We start from the raw sequence: 22,549 nt of genomic DNA, 5'->3' as shown, positions 1-22,549 counted from the left end.
CCTATATTTTTTCTGAATTATGCTCTATACTCTAAATATGTAAGCTCACGATTATCGTGTACTTGACAGCATTTCTGAGTTTGCTCTCGTTGGTAGAGTTGTGTACGAACTAGAAAACTTAAAGAGGATCAGTAATAATGACTAAGAAGAATTATCGAGACAAAAACTCTGATTTGGATACTTTAAGTAAAGATATTAAGTCATGGTTTACCGACCAGGGATATGAAGTACAATCCAATAAAACTGAAGGAGCATGGGCTGTACAAGCTCAAAAAACGGAAGGATGGAGAAAAGTAGTTGGAGCATCTAGAGCTTTCAATATTCTTATTCAGGGACAGCCTAATGATTTTTATGTTGAAGTAGGAACAGGAGAGTGGGCATCAAATTTAACGGCTGGTGGTGTAGCCGCATTGCTTACAGGAGGCACCAGTGTTATCGTTAGTGGATTAGCTGCTAGTTGGTCAAAAAAGATTGAATCAGATCTATGGAGTTTTATCGATCAGAAGACTATTTTTGGTGAAAGGGTAAAATCAGAACGAGAAATTACTGTTTTGAAAGCTGAAGAATCTGTAGGAGAAAAGCTGAAACAACTCAAAGATGCTTTTGACCAAGGATTTATTGATGAAGTGGCTTATCAAGCCAAGAAATTGGAAATTGAAAATCAGTCTAATGACAAAAAGAAGAATGCGGAACTTAATGAAAAACTACTCAAGTTGAAAAAGGCTCTTGACGCCGGGATTTTAACTGAAACTGAATATGAGACAAAAAAAGCTGAGTTGATAGCACAATCGTCACACGCTGAATTAGATACTAAAACTTCTCAACTAAGAGCAGCTTTAGCATCGGGAATTTTAAGTCAGCAAGAGTTTGATGCCAAAATAGCAGAAATTCAGAAAGAAATCGCCTTCTCTGAAAAGCTAAAACAACTTGAAAATGCCAGAAATGCTGGCATTATCACGAATGAAGAATTTGCTAAAAAGAAGGCGGAATTGCTTTCCTAGGACAAATTCTTGTAGGGTGGGCGCTGCGACAGTAAGATATTTCATTGGATGAAATGATAAGCTATTGGGCATGAAAGTTTTTTACCCCAGACCCCTTACGGCAAGAAGTTCATGCTCCAAAAGGACAATTTAGATGTGTGTTAGCTTAGCAGTGGCCATCCTACTGTTGTTACGATCTCTTTACTGCCTGGGCGATTCCTATAACTAACTGCGGGATCGCCACTTTTGCAGATCCTGAATGGTAAAAATGGCTTGAAAATCCAATCCCGCCTCGCGATATAATTCCCCTCCACCTTGCTCCCTGTCAATCAGCGACAACACGCGATCGACCTTATAACCAGCCGCCCGCAACCTTTCCACCGCCTGCATCGCCGACTTACCCGTCGTCACAACATCCTCCAAAACCGCCACATTCGTGCCCTCTGGTAACAGCGGCCCCTCAATATAAGCCATTGTCCCGTGTCCCTTTGTCTCTTTTCTGACAATTAGCGCCGGAATCGATCGACCTTCCAGAGCCGAAACCACGCTTACTGCAGTTACAATCGGGTCAGCACCCAAAGTCAAACCGCCCACAGCTTCCACATCCGACGACAGCATCGACAACAACAAACGTCCCGTTGCCAAAGCACCTTCAGCGTGCAGCGTCACAGGTTTGCAGTTAATGTAATAAGAACTTTTCTGCCCCGAAGACAGCATAAAATCGCCTTCGCGATAGGCAAACTCGCACAACAAATCTAGAAGTCGATCGCGCAACACCTTTAAATCCGCAGCATCCATAACTCACACCCTGTAAAAAACACAAATAATCCGCCGATAATCAGTTTATCAAAAAATTGGGTTGAAAATCCCGTCTTTCGCTTGACCGAAGGCATCCAGGATAAAAGCCCCCGGATTCATTCCAACGCGCCAACTCAGGACCCAGAAATAAAAAACCTGTCTCCGATGAAACTTGCCGAACGTATTTATCCGTGGGGTCAATGCTTCAATTCTAAAATCTAAAATCTAAAATCTAAAATCGCTTGACGGCTTTTTGATAGAATAGACATGGTTGTAATTCCCAAGGTGGGCGGTTGTGAAGCGGCTTTTAGTCGGCACCCTCGAACCTGAAAGCTTTTTAAAAGCAAAAAGAAGGGTAGCGAAAACCTTGTAAAACAGAGCTAGGGAATCAACGCATTCTCACGCACCAGAAAATCAATAATTTGTTTCAATCAAGTAGGGTGGGGCACACCCGAACTCTAGGTTCGTATCCTAGTACGCTTTTGGAGATAGACCCTCTGGGGTGGTTGTGAGTTAAGCTCGTCAATTGGTGCAATTGCACGGTTGAAAAGTTTAAGGATTGCCGAAAGGACGCAACATTTTAAGGTCAGTCGCTGAATTAAGAATCCCTGTCCTTTAGGTCAGGGAGTGTCAAATTGGAATCGGAATTAATTAAGGAGGCCCAAATATATGAGTCAAAAATTAAAAAGCCTAAGCGGCGCGTTGATTCTCGCTGTCGCCTCTGCCGCAATGGCATACGTCAAACCAGCTCAAGCACAAACAGAGCGATTTCACCCGATTGCCGACGACTTCAACCGACAATACTTTGAAGCTTCAGGAGACTTTTACCACAACGTCAGCTTGCAAGGTTACTTGGGCGACTATTTAGGCATCGGTTCCCCCAGCGGCGTCGTTGCCTTTCCCGAAAAAGAAATCGAGCGGGATGCTAGTCGCCTCAGCGGCCTTTACCGACGAGTCATGCAGCGGCAAGTTTCCAGCGACCCGATTCTCCGCGTCCCAGATGCCGTCAATCCCTTCGATGCCTCAATCATGGCACTGCCTGCAGCTTGTCAGCTAGGACCTCAACCAAGCGGCTGTTTCCCTACTCCCGGCGGACTCCAAGATCAGTTTACACTTCCAACGCAGCAGCAAAATTCACCGACCGATCAAGGGCCCGTTAGAGGACTTTATCAAGTATCGCCCCCTGGTAGAAATTAACTGCCAGTTCGGTATAAGTTTCCGGTTGCATCCGAATTAATATTACCCACAGTCAGGACACGGCAATGCCCCAGGCGTGTCAAATTAAGCTTTTCGTCCGCTAGTCCTCCCGCCTACCCGGCAGTCCGCCAGGGAATGAATTCCCTGTCTAATAGCGAAAGTCCTCTCAAAGAGGACTGAATAATTCCTTAGTCCTCTTTTAGAGGACTTCAGCTTTGAGGCAGGGGTTTCAACCCCTGTCGGAATATCGGTTTAACGTGTTTGTTGACACCAATGGGCAATGCCGTTTCCTGCAATTAATCGGGCGATAGTTACATCTCTCGCGAGCGCCATCGATTATTTTGGGGTAGGGAAACGGCAATGCCGTGTCCTCCGTTGCTCAGACTTATGATGAAACAATGCTGCCGTCAGGCATGATTGTTCCTTTCAAAATAGCTTCCCCCAAATTCGCTCCCGCCAAGTTCGCTCCCCGGAGATTTGCCCCGGTCAAATTAGCCCCTCTCAAATCAGCTTTGCCGAGGTTTGCCCACCGGAAATCTGCCGCGCTCAACTGTGCAAAACAGAGATTTGCCCGGAAAAGATATGCTGCTGTGAAGTGAGCTTCCGCGAGGTTAGCTTTAGAGAAATTGGCTGCATAGCAATGTGCTTCAATCAATTCGGCTTGAGTCAGATTGGCTTGACTGAGATTAGCACAGTTGAGGTTCGCGCCCATCGCATTAACTCGAAACATCACCGCACCGATTAAATTCGCCTCTCCAAAATCGGTTTGTTGGAGATTGGCACCGCTAATGTCCGCCCCAATTAAATTAGCACCGCTCAAATCAGATCCTCTGAAGTCAGCCGCTTGGAGGTTGGTTCCAGTTAAATTAGCTTTAATTAAATTAGCTTCCAGCAGTTGCGCTCCTGCAAGATTTGCTAAACTAAAATTAGATTCTGCGAGGTTTGCCGCAATTAATTTAGCCTTAAACAAATCTGTTTTAAAAAGGTTCGAGCGCCAAAGATACGCACCTCTGAGATTTGCTTCGGCGAGGTTAGCTTCGCTGAGATCCGGCTCTATATTTGGGTTGAGACTTCTCCATTCAATCCAACTAACTGCACCTTTTTTTAACAGCGCTAAATGCTGTGTATTTGCCATAATTACATCTCCTTTAACGGCTATTCCTTGCGACCAACAATTGCTGGATTTTCTCGACCCGTCACGTTTTCCACCGCCGCAATTGCTGCCTGGGAACCTGCTATAATATCTCGTTCTGCGCCGCCGAGGTAAAGCCGTCCGAAACTGCCTACAGCCTGAACCTCTAAGATGTTAATAGATGCGCCTTTTTCTGCTTCATTGGCCGCCAGCGCTGCATAGGCCGCCGGTTCTACTTCTAAGACGTAAAGCGTTTGTCCCGCCAGCAGCAACTGTCCGCGGCGGGTGCGGTTAATTAATTGTGTTTGGTGGGGGTCAATATTGCGAATAATTTGACTGGAAATCACTCGCGGTTTGATACCTTCTTCTCTGCGGAGTCCGATGAATTCTAGAATTGCTTTGCCTGCGGCCCGCGTTTCCCCCTGCTGACTCGAGTGTACTTCCAGAAGGCCGTACAAGCGTTCGACTATCTGCACTCCCGGGCGCACGGAGGCAGATTTGAGGGCGACATCGGTAATTCGGTTAATTTCGATACCGGGCGAGATTTCTATCCACAGCGACGCATCCCCCGGCAGCGGCAAGAATCCGGCGGCGACTGTGCCGATGTATGCTGCGTGCTGTGGCTGCAAGTTGTCTAGAAATACGTAGCTGCGTAGCTCTATACCCAAAAGTTTCTATCTCCGTCGATCGAGTTCCAACACTTATCTGTGCAATATCTGAGTTTACCTTTTTTTGTCAACAACACCTTGTCTATTGTCGAGACTGTCGCACTGCCTCACAACCGGGTGAGGTGTCAATCGATTTTAGATTTTAGATTTTAGGTTTTAGATTGAAGCATTGACCTTACGGATAAATACGTTCGGCAAGTTTCATCGGATATAGGTTTTTTATTTCACCGGTCCTGAGTCTGCTTTCGGAATGAATCACGTGGCGGGTATCCTGGATGCTTTCGGTCAGACCCGCTATTTCTAGTGTCGGAGTGCCTCTGCGAGCAATTTTTAATTTTGTGCGCCTGCTAAAAATTTGATATCAATCTGTAGTTATACGTGGAACTTAGCAATGTTTACCGCTAGAGATGGATTTAACTTTAAAAGCCAATCGATATAGTTTTGATAGTTAAAGATTTTAGCCAACAGAGAGCATTTGAATTATGAAACGTTCTGATTTATCCAAAGCAATCGGTGCAGGTATTATAGCTGCTGGGTTAGCCCTAGCACCAGCTCATCTGCCTGCTTCAGCTCAGACAGATACAACTGGCGGTACTAACAACACTACAACCACCACCACTCCTCGCTCCGATGTCTACAATGCTGAGAACGATCGCGATTTTGATTGGGGATGGTTGGGATTGTTAGGTTTGTCTGGTTTGTTGGGCTTGATTCCCCGCAAACGTGAAGAAAATGTCCGCTATACAACTACAACCAGCGATCGCGAGCCTGCCGTGCGAAGTGACTACCGCTAAGAATTGAGTCTTAGTGCTGTGGGCATCATGCAGGGACAGGATGTTTTAACCTGTCCGACTAGCACCAATAATCATCAAAAAACCTCCATCTGTGAGGTTTTTTTATTGGAGATGATGCGCGATCGATCGACGATTAAATTGGTTACATCTGAGATATTGTACCATTGTCAATCAGATTTTTATGAACAGGCCGGAAAGCCTGTTCATAAAAATGGTGCAATATCTCAGATATAAGCGGAATTGAGATTATTAACTTCTTCCTATCTTCTTCCCTCCCTCCTTCGCGTTCTTTGCGTCTTCGCGGTTCATTAAATAAAGACTTTTCCGACACAAAAACACTTTAAATAAGGTTTTTGCCCGATCGATCAAGTACCTCCCAAATCGCCTGCACCAACTGGTCGGGGTCTAAAGGCTTAGAAATGTGGCGCTGGAACCCCGCAGCCAGGGCCTGCTGATAGTCAATCTCTCCAGCATAAGCCGTGAGGGCGATCGCCGGAATCCGTCCCCCTTTTTCGGGCGCTAGAGCCCGAACCTGTCGCATCAACATATAACCGTCAGTATCGGGCATTCCAATATCGCTCAACAGCAAATCCGGCACAGACTGGGTTAAAACCGCCAAAGCATCGGCGGCGTTAGCAACTGCTGTAACACTTGCCCCACAATCCTCAAGCAGAAAAACCACCAAATCTCGCGCATCGGCATCATCATCCACCGCTAACACCCTGATACCGCTTAAATTGAAGGATGGGTCCGGCGCCGCAGTTCCCGCAGGACTTGTCTGAGATTGCACGGGCATCAGAGGTATCCTGACGGTCAAGGTTGCACCTTTTCCTTCGCCGGGACTGTCGGATTTCACCGTGCCGCCGTGGAGTTCGACGAGATGGCGGACGATCGCCAATCCTAAACCCAATCCGCCAAACTTGCGCGTCATCGTGCTGTCAGCTTGCCGGAAGTAGTCGAATACATAGGGCAGAAAATCAGGTTCGATACCTTTTCCCGTATCAGTTACAGTAATTTGGGCCTTGGTGTCCACCCGATCGAGAACGACTTGAATTTTGCCTCCCGGCGGGGTGAACTTGACGGCATTTGACAGCAAATTCCAGACTACCTGCTGAAGTCTCCCCGCATCCCCCAACACCGGGCCGAGATTCGATGCAAATTGAGTGCTGATTTGAATCGACTTGACTTCCGCCGCCAGACGCACCGTTTCAATAGCAGCACCGATTACCCCGGCTAAATCCACAGGTGCAATATTCAAGCTAACCTTACCTTGCAGAATCCCCGACACGTCGAGCAAATCTTCGATAAGCTGGGTTTGTAGTTTGGCGTTGCGCTCGATCGTCTCTAAGGCATAACGCTGCTTTTCCGGTGTCAGAAGATTCGATTGCAGCAGCTTCGCCCAGCCCATAATCGGGTTTAAGGGAGTCCGCAATTCGTGGGACAAAACAGCCAAAAATTCGTCTTTGACGCGGTTAGCGCGTTCTGCCTCTTCCCGCGCTGCCTTTTCTCGCGCTAGAAGGCGTTCCCGTTCCGCTTCTGCAACTTTGCGATCGGTAATATCAGTGTTGGTGCCACACCAGCGCAGCACGTTGCCTCGATCGTCGCGGATCGCCACGGCGCGGGAGAGAAACCAGCGGTACGATCCGTCTTTGCCGCGCAAGGGGAAAGTATCTTCCCAGAGTTCGGCTGTTTCAAGGCAGCGCCTAAATTTTTCCACAACGCGATCGAGGTGTTCCGGGTGGTGCACCTTTTGCCAGCCCCAGCCTAGCATTTCTTCTAGGGTGGTGCCGGTGTAGTCAAACCAGCGCTGGTTATACCAGAAAATCGCCCCAGTAGCATCTGTCATCCAGGCCAACTGAGCGATGTTGTCAGCTAGAGCGCGGAACCGAGCCTCGCTTTCGTGCAGCTCATGCAGAGCTCGCGCGTGCAGGATCACCGTCCAGAGGCGAGCCACCACTTCTTGCATCAGCCAAACTTCATCGGGCCGCCAGTGCCGAACCACCCTTGATGTCACCAGCAAAAGAGCCACCCAGCGCCCTTCCTGAAGGCAGGGAACATCGACCAAAGCGCGAATCCACACGGCACCGTAGTTATCGAATAAATGCGCTGTATGGGGGTAAGTAGCGATATCTGAGATGACAAGTGTTTGACCTGCCATAGACAGAGCTTTCAGTTCTGGCGTCTTAAAGTCTGAGATTTGATAGGTGCCGACGGTGCTGGCAAGGTCGGACTGGTGCCAGTCTTGGTGGACAATTGCCCGATCGGCTTCTACATCAATTTCGTGCCAGATGCAGCGATCGACCTTTAAATATTCTCCCAGACTGTTCATTGCTTCCCACAACATTTCTGCCGGATTGATGCGCTGCCGCAAGCGGACTTCGAGATCGGAGAGAAACTGCTCGTTGAGTTGGGCTTGTTTGCGATCGTGAATATCGGTGTTTGTGCCGATCCACTCGACAATCTGGCCTCCTGCGTCGCGAATTGGCACAGCGCGGGACAAATGCCAGCGTTCCATTTGGTCTACGGCCCGCCGGAGACGCAGCTCAATTTGATAAACTTCTCCGGTGATTTGACATTCTTCCCAGCGGGTCCAAGATTCTGCCAAATCCGAGGGCGGGACTAGCGATTCCCAATTGCTTTGAGCGGCCTCCTCGTAAGACATTCCCAGATATTCCAACCATTGTTGTTGATTGGTAAAGCGAATTTCTCCGCCGGAACTTACGTTCCAAATCAGGTGGGGCAGCGACTCAGCCAGGAAGCGGAAGCGGCGGTCGCTTTCTGCTAAGCTTTCTTCTGCTCGTTTGCGATCGTCAATATCAATGCCGATACCAGCCCATTGCACCACCTTTCCCTTCCTGTCTTTGACGGGTACAAGTCGCGCTAGATGCCAGCGGTAATTACCATCAAACCTGCGTACCCGACACTCGAATTCGTAGGCTTCCCCGGCTGCAATCGCAGGAGTGCGCGTGGCGACAACTGCTGGCAGATCATCAGGATGAAATAATTGCAGCACCGGCGCAGGCATCGGCAATTCTGGCCTCATGCCCGTATAGGTTTTCCAGTGTTGGTTGCAAAACTCTAACCTGCCGTCGGCGGTGTTGATCCACATTAATTCCGGGACGCCATCGGCGAGGGTGCGGTAGAGATTTTCGCTGTGCCGCAGTGCTTCTTCTATTTGCCGGCGCTCGGTTTTGTCCTGCATAATTTTCAGGAAACCTTGCACCTCGCCTGCTGCGTCGCGCAGGGGCATCACCAGCCCGCTGCCCCAAAAGCGGCTGCCGTCTTTGCGGAGGTGCCAGCGCTCGTTTTCTCCTTTTCCTTGAGTCAGGGCGCTGTGCATTTCTGCTTCCGGCATCCGGGCTGCTGAGTCTTCTGGGGTGAAGATGATGCGTCCGTGCTGCCCGACGATTTGGGCTTCGGAATAGCCCAGCAATCTCTGGGCCCCTGCGTTCCAACTGGTAATGTGTCCGTCGGTGTCGGTCGTGAAGATGGCGTAGTCTTTGGCGCTGTCGAGAATCAACTGCAGGTGGTTTTCACGATCGCACAGTGCTGCTTCTGCTTGTTTACGCTGGGTAATGTTGCTGGTGAAGCCGACTATTTTGGTCGCTTCACCTTGCTGGTTGCGGATCGAACAGCCGCGCTCCCAAACATCGATCCAGCGCCCGTCTTCGTGCCGGACTCGGTACTCGATTTCATAGCGATCGGGAATATTCAAGATTGATTGCCCCCCGGCTTGGATGCGTGCCAAATCGACCGGATGGATGCGTTCTCTCCACCACTCTGGTGTTGCAGGTGCATCCTCTGGGCAGACACCGACGATCGAGCACAGTCCCTGGGAACGGTAAACTGAGTTTGCTGCCAAATCCCACTCAAACACCATGCCGTCGATCGCCCTTGTAGCTAATTGGAAACGGTTGTAGCTTTCTTGCAAGGCGAGTTCTGCCATTTTGCGAGCGGTAATTTCCTGTACCACGATATGAATCCCCACAATCTCTGGGCCCCTGTCTCTGAGCGGCCACCAATTCTGGAGCCAAGTGCGAACAACTGTGGGTTGATCCCTAGTTGCACCGGTGAGTTCATAATTCCGGATCGGTTCTCCGGTGTCTAGAAGGTGTCCCAACAAAGGTTCGGCTGTGTCTGCCCAGTCGGGGACAATTTCGCGCAGGGTATGGCCGATGTGCCTTTCTACTGCCAAGCCGTTCATTTGGGCAAACCGCTGGTTGATCCGCACGAACCGCAAATCTGTGTCTAAAACGGCTAAACCCACGGGAGTTGTTTGGTAGAGCGACTCTATCTCTACAAGTTGACGCCGCACGGTTTGTTCGCTTTCTTGTAGGGCGAGTTCGGCTTTTTTGCGATCGGTAGCATCAAATAATACTCCGATAAACCGCACTGCTTCGCCTGCTGCGTCGTAGAGATAGCGCCCGAACGCGCTCAACCAGCGGATTTCTCCGTTGTCGGCGCGGATGATCCGGTATTCGGGGGAGTAGAGCGATCGGGTTTGCCGAGCTGTTTTGGCTGCTTGCATGACTTGCTTGAAGTCGTCTGGATGCACGCAGTTTTCCCACACAACCGCGCTTGCTTCCCCGCCTGGTACCGGTTGGCAGCCCAAAATGCTGAAATGGGTCGCCGACCAAATTACTCGATTTGTTCGCACGTCTAAATCCCAGGTTGCCATGCCTGAGCCTTCGATGGCGATGCTCAAACGTTCTTCGCTTTGTTTTAAGGCAATTTCTGTTTGTTTACGCTCGCTGATATCTGTGAGGGAACCCACGGCGCGCACGGGATTGCCTGACTCGTCCCAAATTGCTCGCCCTCTGGCTAAAACCCATTTGTAGCGCCCGTCCCCACAACGGATGCGGTACTCGCAGCAGTAATGTGAGGTTTCTCGATGCAAGTGCTGCTGCCAATTGCTTTGCACGATCTCCACATCATCGGGATGAACGTAGCTCAAATATTGGCTAAAGTTTTTGACATCTTCGGGCCCACGTTCCAAAATCTCTAAAAAGCGATCGCTCACTACAGAGCAATTTGTTTGCAGGTTGCGATCCCAAATCCCGTCGTTGTTGCCGGCACAGGCTAGCTGCCAGCGTTCTTGGCTTTCTCGCAAAGCTTCTTTGGTTTGATTGGCGCGATCGATTTGTATGGCGGCAACGGCAAAGTCTGCTAGGGCGATCGCGATCTGCAAGTCTTCGGCATCGAACTGGCGATCGGCATCGTGAGATACAATCCATATTGCCCCCAGCGATTGATTTTCTGCTTGCAGTGGCACGACTAACGCTTCGGCGATCGGCAATTCTAACTGTTGTAAGTCGGTAAAATATTGTTCGGGAGCAAAGTAAAGCTGGGGAGTTTGGCGATCGATCCCGGTGCCCGACAAACGCAATTTGCGGGGTGTGTTTTTATGTTCTGCTGCTTCCCACGCTCCCGCTAAGGCCTCCCACCGAAAGATTTGTTCGGAAGTTGCATTTTCTTCTAGCAAGCAGACTCCGACGCTTCCGGCGTCGCACAAATCTTGAGCGATCGCAACGAGTGTTTTTAGCAGCCTGTGCGGTGAGGTTGCCAATTGTCGAGCCAGCGTTTGCAGCGCTCGGTTTTCTGCTTTTCGATCGTGCGATCGAGGGATGCGGCGCGACAGTTCCTCGGCGATCGGAATGTCGGTTAAATTAGTTTGTGGGGTTTGCCAAGCTTCCATCAATTAGTCATCTCTACGTCTTTCGGTTTGAGCTGGCGAGCGTCTATCACCACGCTGTTAAAGCATCTGCTATATTTATATATTATCTACCCACATACAGAATATGTGAGCTATCTTGGAAATTACTTTTTAGTTTTCAGGCTAGTTGATTGGGAGCAGTCGAATTTTGTAAAAAGCCTTTTTTAGGAGTGCGAGCATCCCGATCGCTTTATATATTTTTAGCGGCCAAGATGCTCGCACGAAGAGTGAAAGCTTGCACGCTTGATGATAGGAGGAGCTCTTGGGAAAGTAAAAAGCGTTGTTTAGGAGTGCTTGCGTGACCGCACAGCACATTATATACATATAGCGAGCAAGGTCTGAAACCCGCGCCAGAGCTTGGTCTAAAATCTCGCTTTTTCCACAACAGGAATGGCGGGCTCGTATCCGTTTTTGGGCGGGTCAAGGAATCAATTCGCCCCCACAAAGAGATAAAATAGTATTCAGAAAAGCCTTTAATTCTGGACAGACTGCGGCAGCCTCCATGAGATTTTGTCCCTCTAATATTCTTTTGGCATCCCGTGCTTTATCATAACTGCGACGTTTTCCCTGTTCAAATATTTCTTTAATCCGATAAGAAGGTGGATTATTGTGATTGACCAGTTCAGGAGAACCGCTAGGAACGGCTCTATTGCCTCCTGATATTTGCTGAATTTTTGACCAAAAAGGTAACAGCCAAGCTTCAAAGTCATGGGAAGCTGCATGGGGATAAAATTTAGGATTGTTCCCTACCCAATTTTTCATTTGAGCCTTAGCATCCGCTGCATCTTTAAAATCTTTAGTGCCTGTATAAACATCAGTTAATGCAATTACAGCATCACAGGCATCTTTACCAGTCAATAAATTTTCCACGATGACCCTGAGTTTCTTTCCTTTGTGAATGCGACCGTTACAAGGTATAAACTTTAATTTTGGCATCTGCTGTCCCAGGCGTAACTGAAGAAACTCTTGCAGGTTAGACTTAAATGCCATTTCCGTTGCTCCTTCAACCAAAATAGCAATCTTCACGGTCTGCCTCCAATGATATTCATTGCCCAAAGCTGATCCAAGCTATAATCTTTTAACCAGTGTTCTAATTCTATAGAGTCAGCCCAAGTTAGAGTTGTTAATCCATCTTCAGTATTGCAGACAAGCACCTCTTTAGGCTCTAAAAATCCGATCAGTCTATCTGAATGAGTTGCTACAATTAGTTGAGTTCTTTGAGAAGCTTCTCTCATAGCATGAGCTAGTTGTTGTAACAACTCTGGATGTAAACTAACTTCCGGCTCATCAATCAGCGTGACAGCGGTCAAATCTCGACTTTGCAGTAAGGTGATTAACCATAGAAATCGCAGCGTTCCCTCGGATAGTTGGTGCATATAAAAAGGATGAGAAAAATTTCGATCCTTCCAAGTCATTGCTAAAGTTCCGGCTGCTACTGGCGGAAAACTCAACCTTTCAAAATCAGGAAAAGCTGCCGCCAGTGTATCTTGAATAATTTCAAATCGATTTGGATCTGTTTCTCGCAGATAATAAAGGCATGAAACTAAATCTTCTCCCTTAGTACCGGGCAAAGTTGCAGGACGCATAGATTGAGGTAAACGTATAGGACTTTGAGGGGAAAGATTCAATTCCCAAGCCTTATAAAAGCTACATGAAGCTAAGTGCTGTCTCAATGTTTCTGGTTCCCGATACATCTTAGGAACCTGAGCGAGTGAGCTTTCCAAAGGATTGTACTGCCAGTTTGGACGTAGTAGCTTTTCATCGTCTGGACTGAAATATTTGACATCTAAACCGCGAGATTCAATATACTTAAAAGGTTGAGAAGCATTGGGATCGCGCTGTTGGATTAGAGTTTCTGAACCAATTTCATAGAATTGACCTTTGGTTGCAAGTTTCAGAGAATAGTTAAGCGGTTCCTGATTCTCTATAGGCATCGATAAGGAGATTGACACGCTATCAGCCCGGTCTAATGTTATCATCTGAGTTAGACCGCTCAACTCTGAAATTTTGGACTGTAACTGACCGTTCGCTGATGCTGCTAAAAGTGAGAATATTTCTAAGAAAGAACTTTTCCCAACACCGTTAGCACCAATCATCACTGTCAGATCTCGCATTTCCACCTCTGCCGAAAACAAACGGCGAAACCCCTCGATCTTTAGGCGCTCAAATGTGTTCATAACTTTTGCCCTTGAGCTTGTAGAATCGTAATATGCACAATTTTATTCCAGAATCACGCTTTTTTCCATATCTGACTTGGACAGAAATTCAGTCTATGCCGGATAAGGAAAATACTGTGATCATTCTGCCGCTAGGTGCGATCGAACAGCACGGCCCTCATTTGCCTTTAATTGTAGATGCGGCAATTAGCGCGGCAGTTACAGGCAAAGCCCTGGCAAAGTTAGAGGCAAATATTCCCGCCTATGCTTTGCCGCCTTTGTACTATGGTAAGTCGAACGAACACTGCCATTTTCCCGGTACAATTATGCTCAGTGCTCAGACACTTTTAGCAGTAATCGGCGAAATTGCAGACAGTATTTATCAGGCTGGATTTCGGAAATTAGTGTTAATGAATGGTCACGGCGGACAGCCACAGGTGATGGAAATTGCGGCGCGGGATATTCATCAAAAATATCAGGATTTTTCGGTTTTTCCGCTGTTTGTTTGGCGCGTTCCTAATGTGGCTGCTGAATTATTAACTGCCAAGGAGTTGGAGTTGGGAATTCACGCGGGTGATGCAGAAACGAGTTTGATGTTGTCAATTTTGCCCGAACAGGTGAAAATGGAACTGGCAGTTTGCGACTATCCGCAGGGTTTACCAACAGAGAGTTTGCTGAGTATGGAAGGGAATTTGCCTTTTGCTTGGCTGACGCGAGAGTTGACTGAAAGCGGTGTGTTGGGCGATGCGACGGCGGCGACGAAAGAAAAAGGATCTCGTATTCTCGAATCTCTCTCTGACGGCTGGGCACAAGTTATCAAAGATGTTTACAAATTTCGCCAGCCGCGTAGTAATTAAAAATTAAGAATTAAAAATCAAAAATTGTTCTAATTCGTGTCAAAATGAGTCTAAGAAATTTTTTGAGTTGGAAAACTAACGATGAGTGTAAATTCTAAATTGCAGCGCGCTTTTGAGCAAGGTCGCGCCCTGAAAATTATCAGCGGTTTAAATAATTTTGATGCCGCCAACGTTGCTGCTGTCGTCAAAGCAGCGGATCTCGGCGGTGCTTCCTTTGTCGATATTGCTGCCGATCGCGATTTGGTATTGATGGCAAAACAGTTGACAGATTTGCCAATTTGTGTATCTGCTGTGGAACCGGAAAAGTTTGTGCCTGCGGTAGAAGCTGGGGCTGATTTGATTGAAATTGGTAACTTTGATGCTTTCTACGCAGAAGGCCGCCGCTTTGAAGCTGAGGAAGTTTTGCAGTTGACTCGCGAAACTCGATCGCTATTTCCAAACATCACTCTTTCTGTGACAGTTCCCCACATTTTGACACTCGACAAACAAGTGCAATTAGCAATTGAATTAGTCAAAGCTGGGGCTAACATCATCCAAACCGAAGGTGGCACTAGCGCTCAACCAATTCACGCTGGCACCTTGGGATTAATTGAAAAAGCAGCGCCTACTTTGGCCTCCGCTTTTGAAATTTCCCGCGCCGTATCCATCCCCGTACTCTGCGCTTCCGGTATCTCCAGCGTCACCGCACCCCTCGCTATTGGAGCCGGTGCTGCGGGTGTTGGTGTCGGTTCTGCTGTTAGCCAGCTTAATAGCGAAGTGGCGATGATTGCGGCTGTTCGCAGTTTGGTTGAAGCTTTGGCTTTGGTTTCGCGATCGCACTTGCCGGCTTCCATTTAATTAAGAAGGAAGAAGGAAGAAGGAAGAAGGAAGAAGGAAGAAGGAAGAAGGAAGAAGGAAGAAGGAAGATTTTTCCCATCCCTCGCTCTTCCCCTTCTCCCAGTCTTCGCCTCTTCCACTCCCCCACTCTTTCACTTTTCCACTCTTCCTTAATAATTGATAAACCACACGGCATAATCATCTAATAACTGATTGTTTCGGGAGATTACATCAACGGATTCTAACTCTGATAAAGGCAACATAAACTTTTGGCGATCGCTGACGCGCTGCACTTCCACAAATATGCCTTCTTCCTGAAGCACCAAATCCTCCAACCGATTAATTGTGAATCTATCAGTATAAGAAGGTTGAGTTTTTTTGAGCCGTGCATATTCTTTTTTGCTGCCGGAACCCATTGTATATTCTTCTTCCCATTCAAACTCTTCTATGCCGGTAACGTGGCAGGGTAGTTGAATATTTTGCTTGATGTACTCTAGATATTTGACGGAATTTTTTAGGCTGAAATCAATATTTTTTGACCCCAAAATTTTACTGATTTTAGTTTCAAATTGCTTGGTATTAAATGGGAGATTTTCATCGAGATGCGCTAACATTTCTGGATCGAACCCCGCTCTCAATTCGGATAATTCCTCCAGCAGCCTCTGAAAGTCGTTGACCGGTTTGGGTCTTCTGCCTGCTACAATGGTTTCATCAAGCTGAACTGGAGGAAGTTCGGATTGTGAAGGAAGGGATTGGCTTTGCTCTGGGCGATCGTCCACTTTAGATTTGTTAACTTTAGATTTGTTAACTTTAGGCTGGTTAAGTTTAGGCTTGTTAAATTTAGGCATCGCTCGGTCTCGCTGGCTCGGTTTATCAATAAAGTATATCTTGGCAGAAGTACATTGTGTCTGATAGGAGGAAGCTGTAATGCAACTACTGAAATCACCTGATGAATCGCCAGTCTATCAAGGACAATTCGGCGAGTTTACGATTACTCAAAACGATCGCACGGGAGTGTTGATTTACCGCGCCGGATTGGGGGTGGCGGCGCTGTGTTTTGCGATCGGCACTACTCTGGTGCTGCAACAGGGCGACAACCCGATGGCAATCCAAGCTGTAACGCCTGTTTTTGCTTGTTTCTGGATAGCTTTAGGCGTCAGCTTGGCAACTATTCACATTTACATGATTGCGCTGCACCGCACACTACAGGCGTTTTGGGCGATCGGCGGCGCGGCAGCATTGTTTGTCGCCCTACAAAGCAGCCAACCTCTAGCTTTAGCAGTGTACGAACATCCCGCCACATTGTGGGGAATTGGCTTTACTTTTGCAGCCTTAAATGGCATTTATTTTAAGGAAGCATTCTGCTTTAATCGCCTCGAAACTAAGTTTTTGACTCCGGGAGTCCCTCTGTTAATTTTAGGACATATTTTCGGATTTTTGTCAGCCGAAAATGAACAATTTTTGCTGGCTGTTTGGGCGGCTTTGTTTATCATCTTTGCTGTGCGTAAGTTTTTTCAACCAATGCCGCAGGATATCGGGGATAAAAGCGTTTTTGAGTATCTGAAACACCAATAATTTGGGAATGGGGCATTGGGAATGGGGCATGGGGCATTGGGAAATTCTATCACTTTCCCACTATTTCCCTCTTTCTCAGTCTCGCCGAATCTGCCTCCATACCCTAAAACATCTAGAGCTAGTTAAAATGAGAATTCGTCTAATCCGCCGCCGAGAAATGTGGGCAGTTACCAAGGAAGGTTGGGTAATTGCTCTGATGGGATTAATAATTACAATGCTCTTAATTATCACAAATATCCATCCGTTTTTGGCGGTAAATGCGCCGATTAAAGCAGATGTTTTGGTTGTCGAAGGCTGGTTGCCCGATTATGCGATCCAAAGTGCGATCGCCGAATTCAAAAAAGGCGAATACCGCCAATTAGTTACCACAGGAGTTCCTTTAAGTAAAGGCTACTATCTTGCTGAATATAAAAATTATGCCGAACTAGCTGCCGCGACTTGTATTGCGCTAGGATTTGATAAAAACAAAGTAGTAGCAGTACCAGCAGCGAGTGTTCTCAAACACCGCACTGCTGCTTCTGCGATCGCACTTCAGGATTGGCTAGGTGCTTCTGCCATAAAAGTTGAGTCAATTAATCTTTATTCTTTTGGCCCTCACGCCCGCAGAAGTTGGATTATTTTCAAAGAAGTGCTGAATCCTGACATTAAAGTCGGGATTATAGCTGCTGAACCGCAAGATTACAATCCCCAAGAATGGTGGAAATCGAGCGAAGGTTTTCGGACTGTGATCGGAGAAATTATTGGTTATATTTACGTGCGTTTCGTTGATTGGAAAGCTTAGGAATGAGAATTAAATAACTTCCACTCTTGAAAGTGGGATGGGCTATAAGAGCCCGTCATGAGTGGACGGGCTATAAGAGCCCATCCCACAATAACAATTAAAATTGTAAGTTATTTAATTCGCGATCCTTAGCCAGTAATTGTCAACCTCCCTCTTAATTCCCTTCGCCTTCTTAGCGCCTTCGCGGTTCGTAAAAAATATTTATAGCAATCTTTGCAGGAGTAGTATTTTTTTGCCCCACCCCAACCCTCCCCGCGGGTTCGGGGAGGGAGTAAGAAATTTACAAATGATTTAGGATTTCTATATATTCAACCAAAAATGATAAAATTATTTTCATATAAGTTGAGGGTAACTCCTTGGTAGAAGAACGCGCTTACTGGTTGGCATGGTCGCAAATTAACGGTATCGGGCCGATTTTGTTGCAAAGATTGCACCAAAATTTCAATAGTTTGGCAGAAGCTTGGACGGCAAAACCAGTAGATTTCATGCGAGTCGAAGGGTTTGGTAAGCAGATAATTGAAACAATTTCCCAAGAACGAACTAAACTCAATCCTGAAGAATTTCTCGAAAAACATCTTATAAAAAATCCCAGTTTTTGGACGCCCGCCGATTCAGATTATCCCCGCTTATTATTGGAAATTCCCAATCCGCCACCAGTGTTGTATTATCGCGGTAATGTCGATCGCAAAGAGAATCAAGGAATTACGCCGACGGTGGCAATGGTTGGTACTCGCAGCCCAACGGAATACGGCAGAAGGTGGACTCGCAAAATTAGTACGGCTTTAGCTAGAAGCGGTTTTACTGTGGTTTCGGGATTGGCGGCGGGCATTGATACAGAGGCTCATACAGGCTGTTTGGAGGCGGGAGGAAGGACTTTCGCAGTGGTGGGGACGGGGGTAGATATTGTATATCCTAAACAAAATGAGAGGTTGTGCGATCGCATTTTGCAGCAGGGATTGGTAATTAGTGAATATCCGGCGGGGACTCAACCGAATAAAACTAATTTTCCGCGCCGAAATCGCATAATTGCTGGCTTAAGTCGCGCTACAATCGTGATAGAAGCTCCGCATAAATCTGGTGCTTTAATTACTGCTTATCAAGCGAATGATTTTTGTCGGGATGTGTATGTTTTGACAGCAAGATTGGATGATGAGCGTTCCTTTGGGTGTTTGGAGTTGCTGAGTAAAGGTGCTCATCCGATTCTGCCGAGTAGCGATCGACACTTAAGCGAAGACAGGTTGTTGGAAATGCTCGGAGCTATGCCAAAATTGGATAGAGCCGAGCAGTTGTCGCTATTTCCTCCAAATCCGACGGTTGAGAAGCAAGGGCCGCTGTTGGAGCCAGAATTGGCTAAGGTGTTAAGTGCGATCGTATCTGGGCCGATTTCTTTTGATGTAATTGTGGAAGTGTCTGGATTAGAAGCGGGAACAGTTTCTAGTATACTTTTGCAGTTGGAATTGTTGGGATTAGTTTCGCAGTTACCGGGAATGCGATATCAGCGGTGCTGATTTGGAATGTTAGATTAAATCCGCATTTTATACAGATACTCGGCGGTTGAAACCGCGTCTACACAGACAAAATCCCCCTGCGCGGATTGAAGGCAACGGAGGACACGGCATTGCCGTTTCCCTACCCTAAAATAATCAATTTTCCTCGCTCGGATTTAAGCATCACGCGATCGATTGTAGGGACAAGGCACAGCCGTATCCTGATTTCGGGTAATGGGTAAAATCAACCGGATTGGATGATGAAATTGCCCGATTGGGCGATCGGATATAACGATCGATAACACGGCAATTGAGGACACGGCAACAGCGCAATTGGTGTCAACTTAAGGTAAAACCGATAGTCCGACAGGGAATTTATTCCCCTGGCGGACTGACGGATGAGCGAGAAGACTAACGGACTAAAAGCTTAAGTTGACACTAATGGGCAATGCCGTTTCCCTGCCCAATTCTCAAATCAATCCGAAATTAGCAGCACTAATACTGCTAGCAGAAACTCCAGCCAGAGAAGCTAAAATCTCCCCAGTTTGTGCAAACCGGATTAAAGTCGAACCGCTATCTTGAGCAATAGCCAATTGCGAGAAACTCAACCCGTTACCCAATACTAACAAGTCTTGACCGACTTCAAAATCAGTAATCGTATCAGTACCGGAATTGGTAGAGAGTAGGAACTTATCTACTCCCATTCCTCCTACCAAAGTATCAATTCCCAAACCGCCCGACAGTAAATCATCGCCCTTACCTCCGTAAAGAATATCATTACCATCATCGCCATTCAAGATATCAGCACCACGGTTGCCAAACAAGACATCATCACCGCTACTTCCCAGGATTGTATCGCTACCTTTGCCACCAAAAATAGTGTCATTCCCCAGAACTCCATCGAGGGAATCATTGCCCCTCATGCCCATCAATACATTATTCGCGCTGTCGCCACTCAGGATATCGTCGCCATTTGTACCGAGAATTGCATTCGGGGAATTGCTGCCCAAATCAGCATCGCCGCTGACAACAGGAGTTGCAATCCCAACAGGCAATACTACAGATTCAATTCTGCTATCTAAAGCAGTACCAGTATTGTCAGCAACTAGCTGGGAAATAGGTTTATTTCCCGTACCAACTTCTTTGAAGTCTTGAGTGGTTGGGCCCAAGGCTACTTGTTGGAGGCGGGCAAGTGATTCAGGAATTGATGTTCCTGTTGGGTTGGAGACAGCCGCATCAATGCGTTGATTGGCTGTTGCCATTACTGTCGCGGATTGCGATGTAATTTGGCTGACTTGTTGAGAGTTGAAACTGGGGTCTATTTGCTGGATTTTAGCGGCTGCTTGCTGAATGATTGGTTCTAAGGCTGCGGCATTGCTGAGGTTTAAGACTGTACCGGATTCAATTTGAGCCGTAATTGAACTGACAACAGCTTTGACAATATCGTTGTTAGCTGCACTGGAAGCACCGTCAATTAAACCGCTAGTTTGGGTGATGAAGTTTTGGACTTTCACCATTGCGGATAAGACTTCGACTCCCCCTGGTTGGTTGTTGTTCGTCGCTGCTATTGGATCTAAGCTAGTTAGGTCAACTTCAGCGGGGAGAGAAAGGGCGGCTTTGACTAAAGATTGAGCTTCTTCGGGTGCAATTCCTTTGTCGGTTAAGTCGGCGACTAAACTGGTTAGGAGTGTTACTACACTTGCATCTGGTGGTGCGGTGAGTGGTGTTTCTAGGGGTAAGCCGGTGGCGGTGTCAATGCCTCCTATGACAACTAAATTGCCTTCTGATGGGTCGATTTCTCCGTTTTTGTTGGTGTCGAAAATCTCGAAGGGGATGTTGAGATTAAACTCACCGTTGCTGTTAGTGGTGGTGGATGGTTCGTTGGTGTCAAGGACGCCATTTTTGTTGGCGTCTAGGAACACAGTTGCACCGGAGATATAACCGTCAATTGCCAGGCCCTGAATGCCCTCGAATCTCCGCAAGTGGAAGGAGTCGGTGGCAGTGGCGCCGGCATTGTCCGTTGCTGTCACCTTAATTTGCAAATCGAAGTTTGAGGGGACATTACCAGCATTCAAATCCACGCTAAAGGTCAGCGTATTCGGGTCGAACTTAAGCCAATCGGGTGGAATGATGGTGTTGGTATTGGGGTCGAAGGTCAGCCCATAGAGGGAGAGCAATTGCGGGTCTGGAATTATTGAGTAGGAGTAAGTGAGACTGTCACCTGGATCGTCATCGGTAAACGTGTCCGAAGCAAGAGTTACATTGAAGTCGCCGCGGGGATTGAGACCACGTTGATTCGAGAGGGAATTACTCACCCGCGGCGCGCGGTTGTTTAGTGTAGATTCAGCATCGATAATTTTCAGACTGGCAGTGTTTTGGGTGCCAATAATGGCATTATCCCGATTGGTGATCTGAAACGCAATTTCTTCTGTTCCTTCAACTTGACCATCCGGAAAAACGTCAATTGTGAAAGTTTTGGTATTTTCGCCTGGGTTAAAGGTGAGTTCAGGAGAGAAATTGGGGGGAACGTTCCAATCTGTTCCCAAAGTCGCTGAACCAGTAGGACGTTCTAGGTACACCCTGGAAAAGTTGTTTAGATTCCCAGTGCGAGTGAGAGTAATTTGTTTCTGAACGATTCCTGTGCGACTTTCATTGACTTGGTAAGTAGCTGGGGAAAAATTAATTGTAGGAGGCCCCTCTGCATCGAAAATTTGCACAGTAGCAGTGTTTTGGCTGCCAATAATGGCATTATCCCGATTGGTGATCTGAAACGCAATTTCTTCTGTTCCTTCAACTTGACCATCCGGAAAAACGTCAATTGTGAAAGTTTTGGTATTTTCGCCTGGGTTAAAGGTGAGTTCAGGAGAGAAATTGGGGGGAACGTTCCAATCTGTTCCCAAAGTCGCTGAACCAGTAGGACGTTCTAGGTACACCCTGGAAAAGGTGTTTAGATTCCCAGTGCGAGTGAGGGTAATTTGTTTCTGAACGATTCCTGTGGGACTTTCATTGACTTGGTAAGTAGCTTGGGAAAAATTAATTGTAGGAGGCCCCTCTGCATCCAAAATTTGCAAGGTAGCAGTGTTTTGGGTGCCGATCTTGACATTAACCCCCCCATTGGCGATCCGAAACGCAATTTCTTCTGTTCCCTCAAATTGACCATCCGGTAAGATGTCAATTGTCAAAGTTTTGCTATTTTCGCCTGGGTTAAAGGTGAGTTGAGGAGAGAAATTGGGCGGAACTTTCCAATCTATTCCCCCACTCGCTGAACCAGTAGGAGGTTCTAGCCACACCGTGGAAAAGTTGCTTAGATCCCCTGTGCGAGTGAGGGTAATTTGTTTCTGAACGATGCCTGTGGGACTTTCATTAACTTGGTAAGTAGCTGGGGAAAAATTTACCGTGGGAACACTAAGAATCTGATTGTTAGGTTCCGTTATTCCCAAAGGAGTTTCATTAGATTTCGGTAATCCGATCGGGAATATGTTTGGGTTCCCTGTTCCTGTCGTGACTGGTGTCGGCGTTGTCGTGACTGGTGTCGGCGTTGTCGTGACTGGTGTCGGCGTTGTCGTGACTGGTGTCGGCGTTGTCGTGACTGGTG

At 47.2% G+C, this 22,549-nt stretch carries 16 protein-coding genes; 8 read left to right on the top strand and 8 right to left on the bottom strand.

Going from position 1 to position 22,549, the window contains the following annotated elements:
* The first annotated feature begins 137 nt into the window (after positions 1–137).
* Positions 138–1,001 (top strand): SHOCT domain-containing protein, encoded by an 864-nt coding sequence (locus tag QUA88_RS14765; RefSeq protein WP_333055184.1) that lies wholly within the window; start codon positions 138–140, stop codon positions 999–1,001.
* Positions 1,002–1,205: 204 nt separating this feature from the next.
* Here the strand turns inward: QUA88_RS14765 and pyrE are convergent, their stop codons facing one another.
* The gene (gene pyrE / locus QUA88_RS14760; RefSeq protein ID WP_333055183.1) at positions 1,206–1,778 is read right to left on the bottom strand and encodes an orotate phosphoribosyltransferase; all 573 of its coding nucleotides are present in this window, start codon (positions 1,776–1,778) and stop codon (positions 1,206–1,208) included.
* Positions 1,779–2,447: 669 nt separating this feature from the next.
* Here pyrE and QUA88_RS14755 point away from each other — a divergent pair.
* Positions 2,448–2,975, top strand: a complete 528-nt coding sequence (locus QUA88_RS14755; RefSeq protein ID WP_333055182.1) for a hypothetical protein — start codon at positions 2,448–2,450, stop codon at positions 2,973–2,975.
* Between the two features lie 385 nt (positions 2,976–3,360).
* Here the strand turns inward: QUA88_RS14755 and QUA88_RS14750 are convergent, their stop codons facing one another.
* Together QUA88_RS14750 and QUA88_RS14745 are read right to left on the bottom strand one after the other, a co-directional pair.
* Positions 3,361–4,110, bottom strand: coding sequence for a pentapeptide repeat-containing protein (locus QUA88_RS14750; protein WP_333055181.1), 750 nt, complete (start codon positions 4,108–4,110; stop codon positions 3,361–3,363).
* Positions 4,111–4,130: 20 nt separating this feature from the next.
* Positions 4,131–4,775, bottom strand: a complete 645-nt coding sequence (locus QUA88_RS14745; RefSeq protein WP_190661578.1) for a hypothetical protein — start codon at positions 4,773–4,775, stop codon at positions 4,131–4,133.
* Positions 4,776–5,257: 482 nt separating this feature from the next.
* On the opposite strand from QUA88_RS14745, the gene QUA88_RS14740 reads away from it, so the two are divergent.
* Complete coding sequence (locus tag QUA88_RS14740; RefSeq protein ID WP_333055180.1) at positions 5,258–5,569, top strand: WGxxGxxG family protein; 312 nt, start codon at positions 5,258–5,260, stop codon at positions 5,567–5,569.
* A 340-nt stretch (positions 5,570–5,909) separates the two neighbouring features.
* Here the strand turns inward: QUA88_RS14740 and QUA88_RS14735 are convergent, their stop codons facing one another.
* The 3 genes from QUA88_RS14735 to QUA88_RS14725 all read right to left on the bottom strand — a co-directional run bounded on the left by QUA88_RS14735 (position 5,910) and on the right by QUA88_RS14725 (position 13,459).
* Positions 5,910–11,264, bottom strand: coding sequence for a PAS domain S-box protein (locus QUA88_RS14735; RefSeq protein WP_333272358.1), 5,355 nt, complete (start codon positions 11,262–11,264; stop codon positions 5,910–5,912).
* Between the two features lie 438 nt (positions 11,265–11,702).
* A complete protein-coding gene (locus QUA88_RS14730) occupies positions 11,703–12,308 on the bottom strand; it encodes a DUF4276 family protein (protein WP_333211603.1) in 606 nt (201 codons plus the stop codon).
* Complete coding sequence (locus QUA88_RS14725; protein WP_333211605.1) at positions 12,305–13,459, bottom strand: AAA family ATPase; 1,155 nt, start codon at positions 13,457–13,459, stop codon at positions 12,305–12,307. The genes QUA88_RS14730 and QUA88_RS14725 overlap by 4 nt, the downstream gene beginning before the upstream one ends.
* 32 nt (positions 13,460–13,491) lie before the next feature.
* Between QUA88_RS14725 and QUA88_RS14720 the strand changes: the two genes are divergently transcribed.
* The gene (locus QUA88_RS14720) at positions 13,492–14,295 is read left to right on the top strand and encodes a creatininase family protein (RefSeq protein WP_333211606.1); all 804 of its coding nucleotides are present in this window, start codon (positions 13,492–13,494) and stop codon (positions 14,293–14,295) included.
* An 81-nt stretch (positions 14,296–14,376) separates the two neighbouring features.
* A complete protein-coding gene (locus QUA88_RS14715) occupies positions 14,377–15,132 on the top strand; it encodes a DUF561 domain-containing protein (protein WP_333211608.1) in 756 nt (251 codons plus the stop codon).
* A 149-nt stretch (positions 15,133–15,281) separates the two neighbouring features.
* Here QUA88_RS14715 and QUA88_RS14710 read toward each other — a convergent pair whose 3' ends face one another.
* Positions 15,282–15,959 (bottom strand): calcium-binding protein, encoded by a 678-nt coding sequence (locus QUA88_RS14710; protein WP_333055173.1) that lies wholly within the window; start codon positions 15,957–15,959, stop codon positions 15,282–15,284.
* A gap of 79 nt (positions 15,960–16,038) precedes the next feature.
* Here QUA88_RS14710 and QUA88_RS14705 point away from each other — a divergent pair, with 79 nt between their 5' ends.
* The 3 genes from QUA88_RS14705 to dprA all read left to right on the top strand — a co-directional run bounded on the left by QUA88_RS14705 (position 16,039) and on the right by dprA (position 18,975).
* A complete protein-coding gene (locus QUA88_RS14705) occupies positions 16,039–16,686 on the top strand; it encodes a DUF2301 domain-containing membrane protein (protein WP_333055172.1) in 648 nt (215 codons plus the stop codon).
* Between the two features lie 127 nt (positions 16,687–16,813).
* A complete protein-coding gene (locus tag QUA88_RS14700) occupies positions 16,814–17,467 on the top strand; it encodes a YdcF family protein (protein ID WP_333055171.1) in 654 nt (217 codons plus the stop codon).
* Positions 17,468–17,823: 356 nt separating this feature from the next.
* On the top strand, positions 17,824–18,975 hold the full coding sequence (gene dprA, locus QUA88_RS14695; RefSeq protein WP_333211611.1) for a DNA-processing protein DprA: 1,152 nt from the start codon (positions 17,824–17,826) through the stop codon (positions 18,973–18,975).
* A gap of 449 nt (positions 18,976–19,424) precedes the next feature.
* Here dprA and QUA88_RS14690 read toward each other — a convergent pair whose 3' ends face one another.
* Entirely contained in the window at positions 19,425–22,394 is a 2,970-nt protein-coding gene (locus QUA88_RS14690; protein WP_333055169.1) for a Calx-beta domain-containing protein, read from the bottom strand.
* Between the last annotated feature and the right edge of the window lie 155 nt (positions 22,395–22,549).

Source organism: Microcoleus sp. D3_18_C2 (genome assembly GCF_036702395.1).
In the GTDB taxonomy this organism is placed as follows: Bacteria; Cyanobacteriota; Cyanobacteriia; order Cyanobacteriales; family Microcoleaceae; genus Microcoleus.
This window is presented reverse-complemented; position numbering and strand designations above follow the sequence as displayed.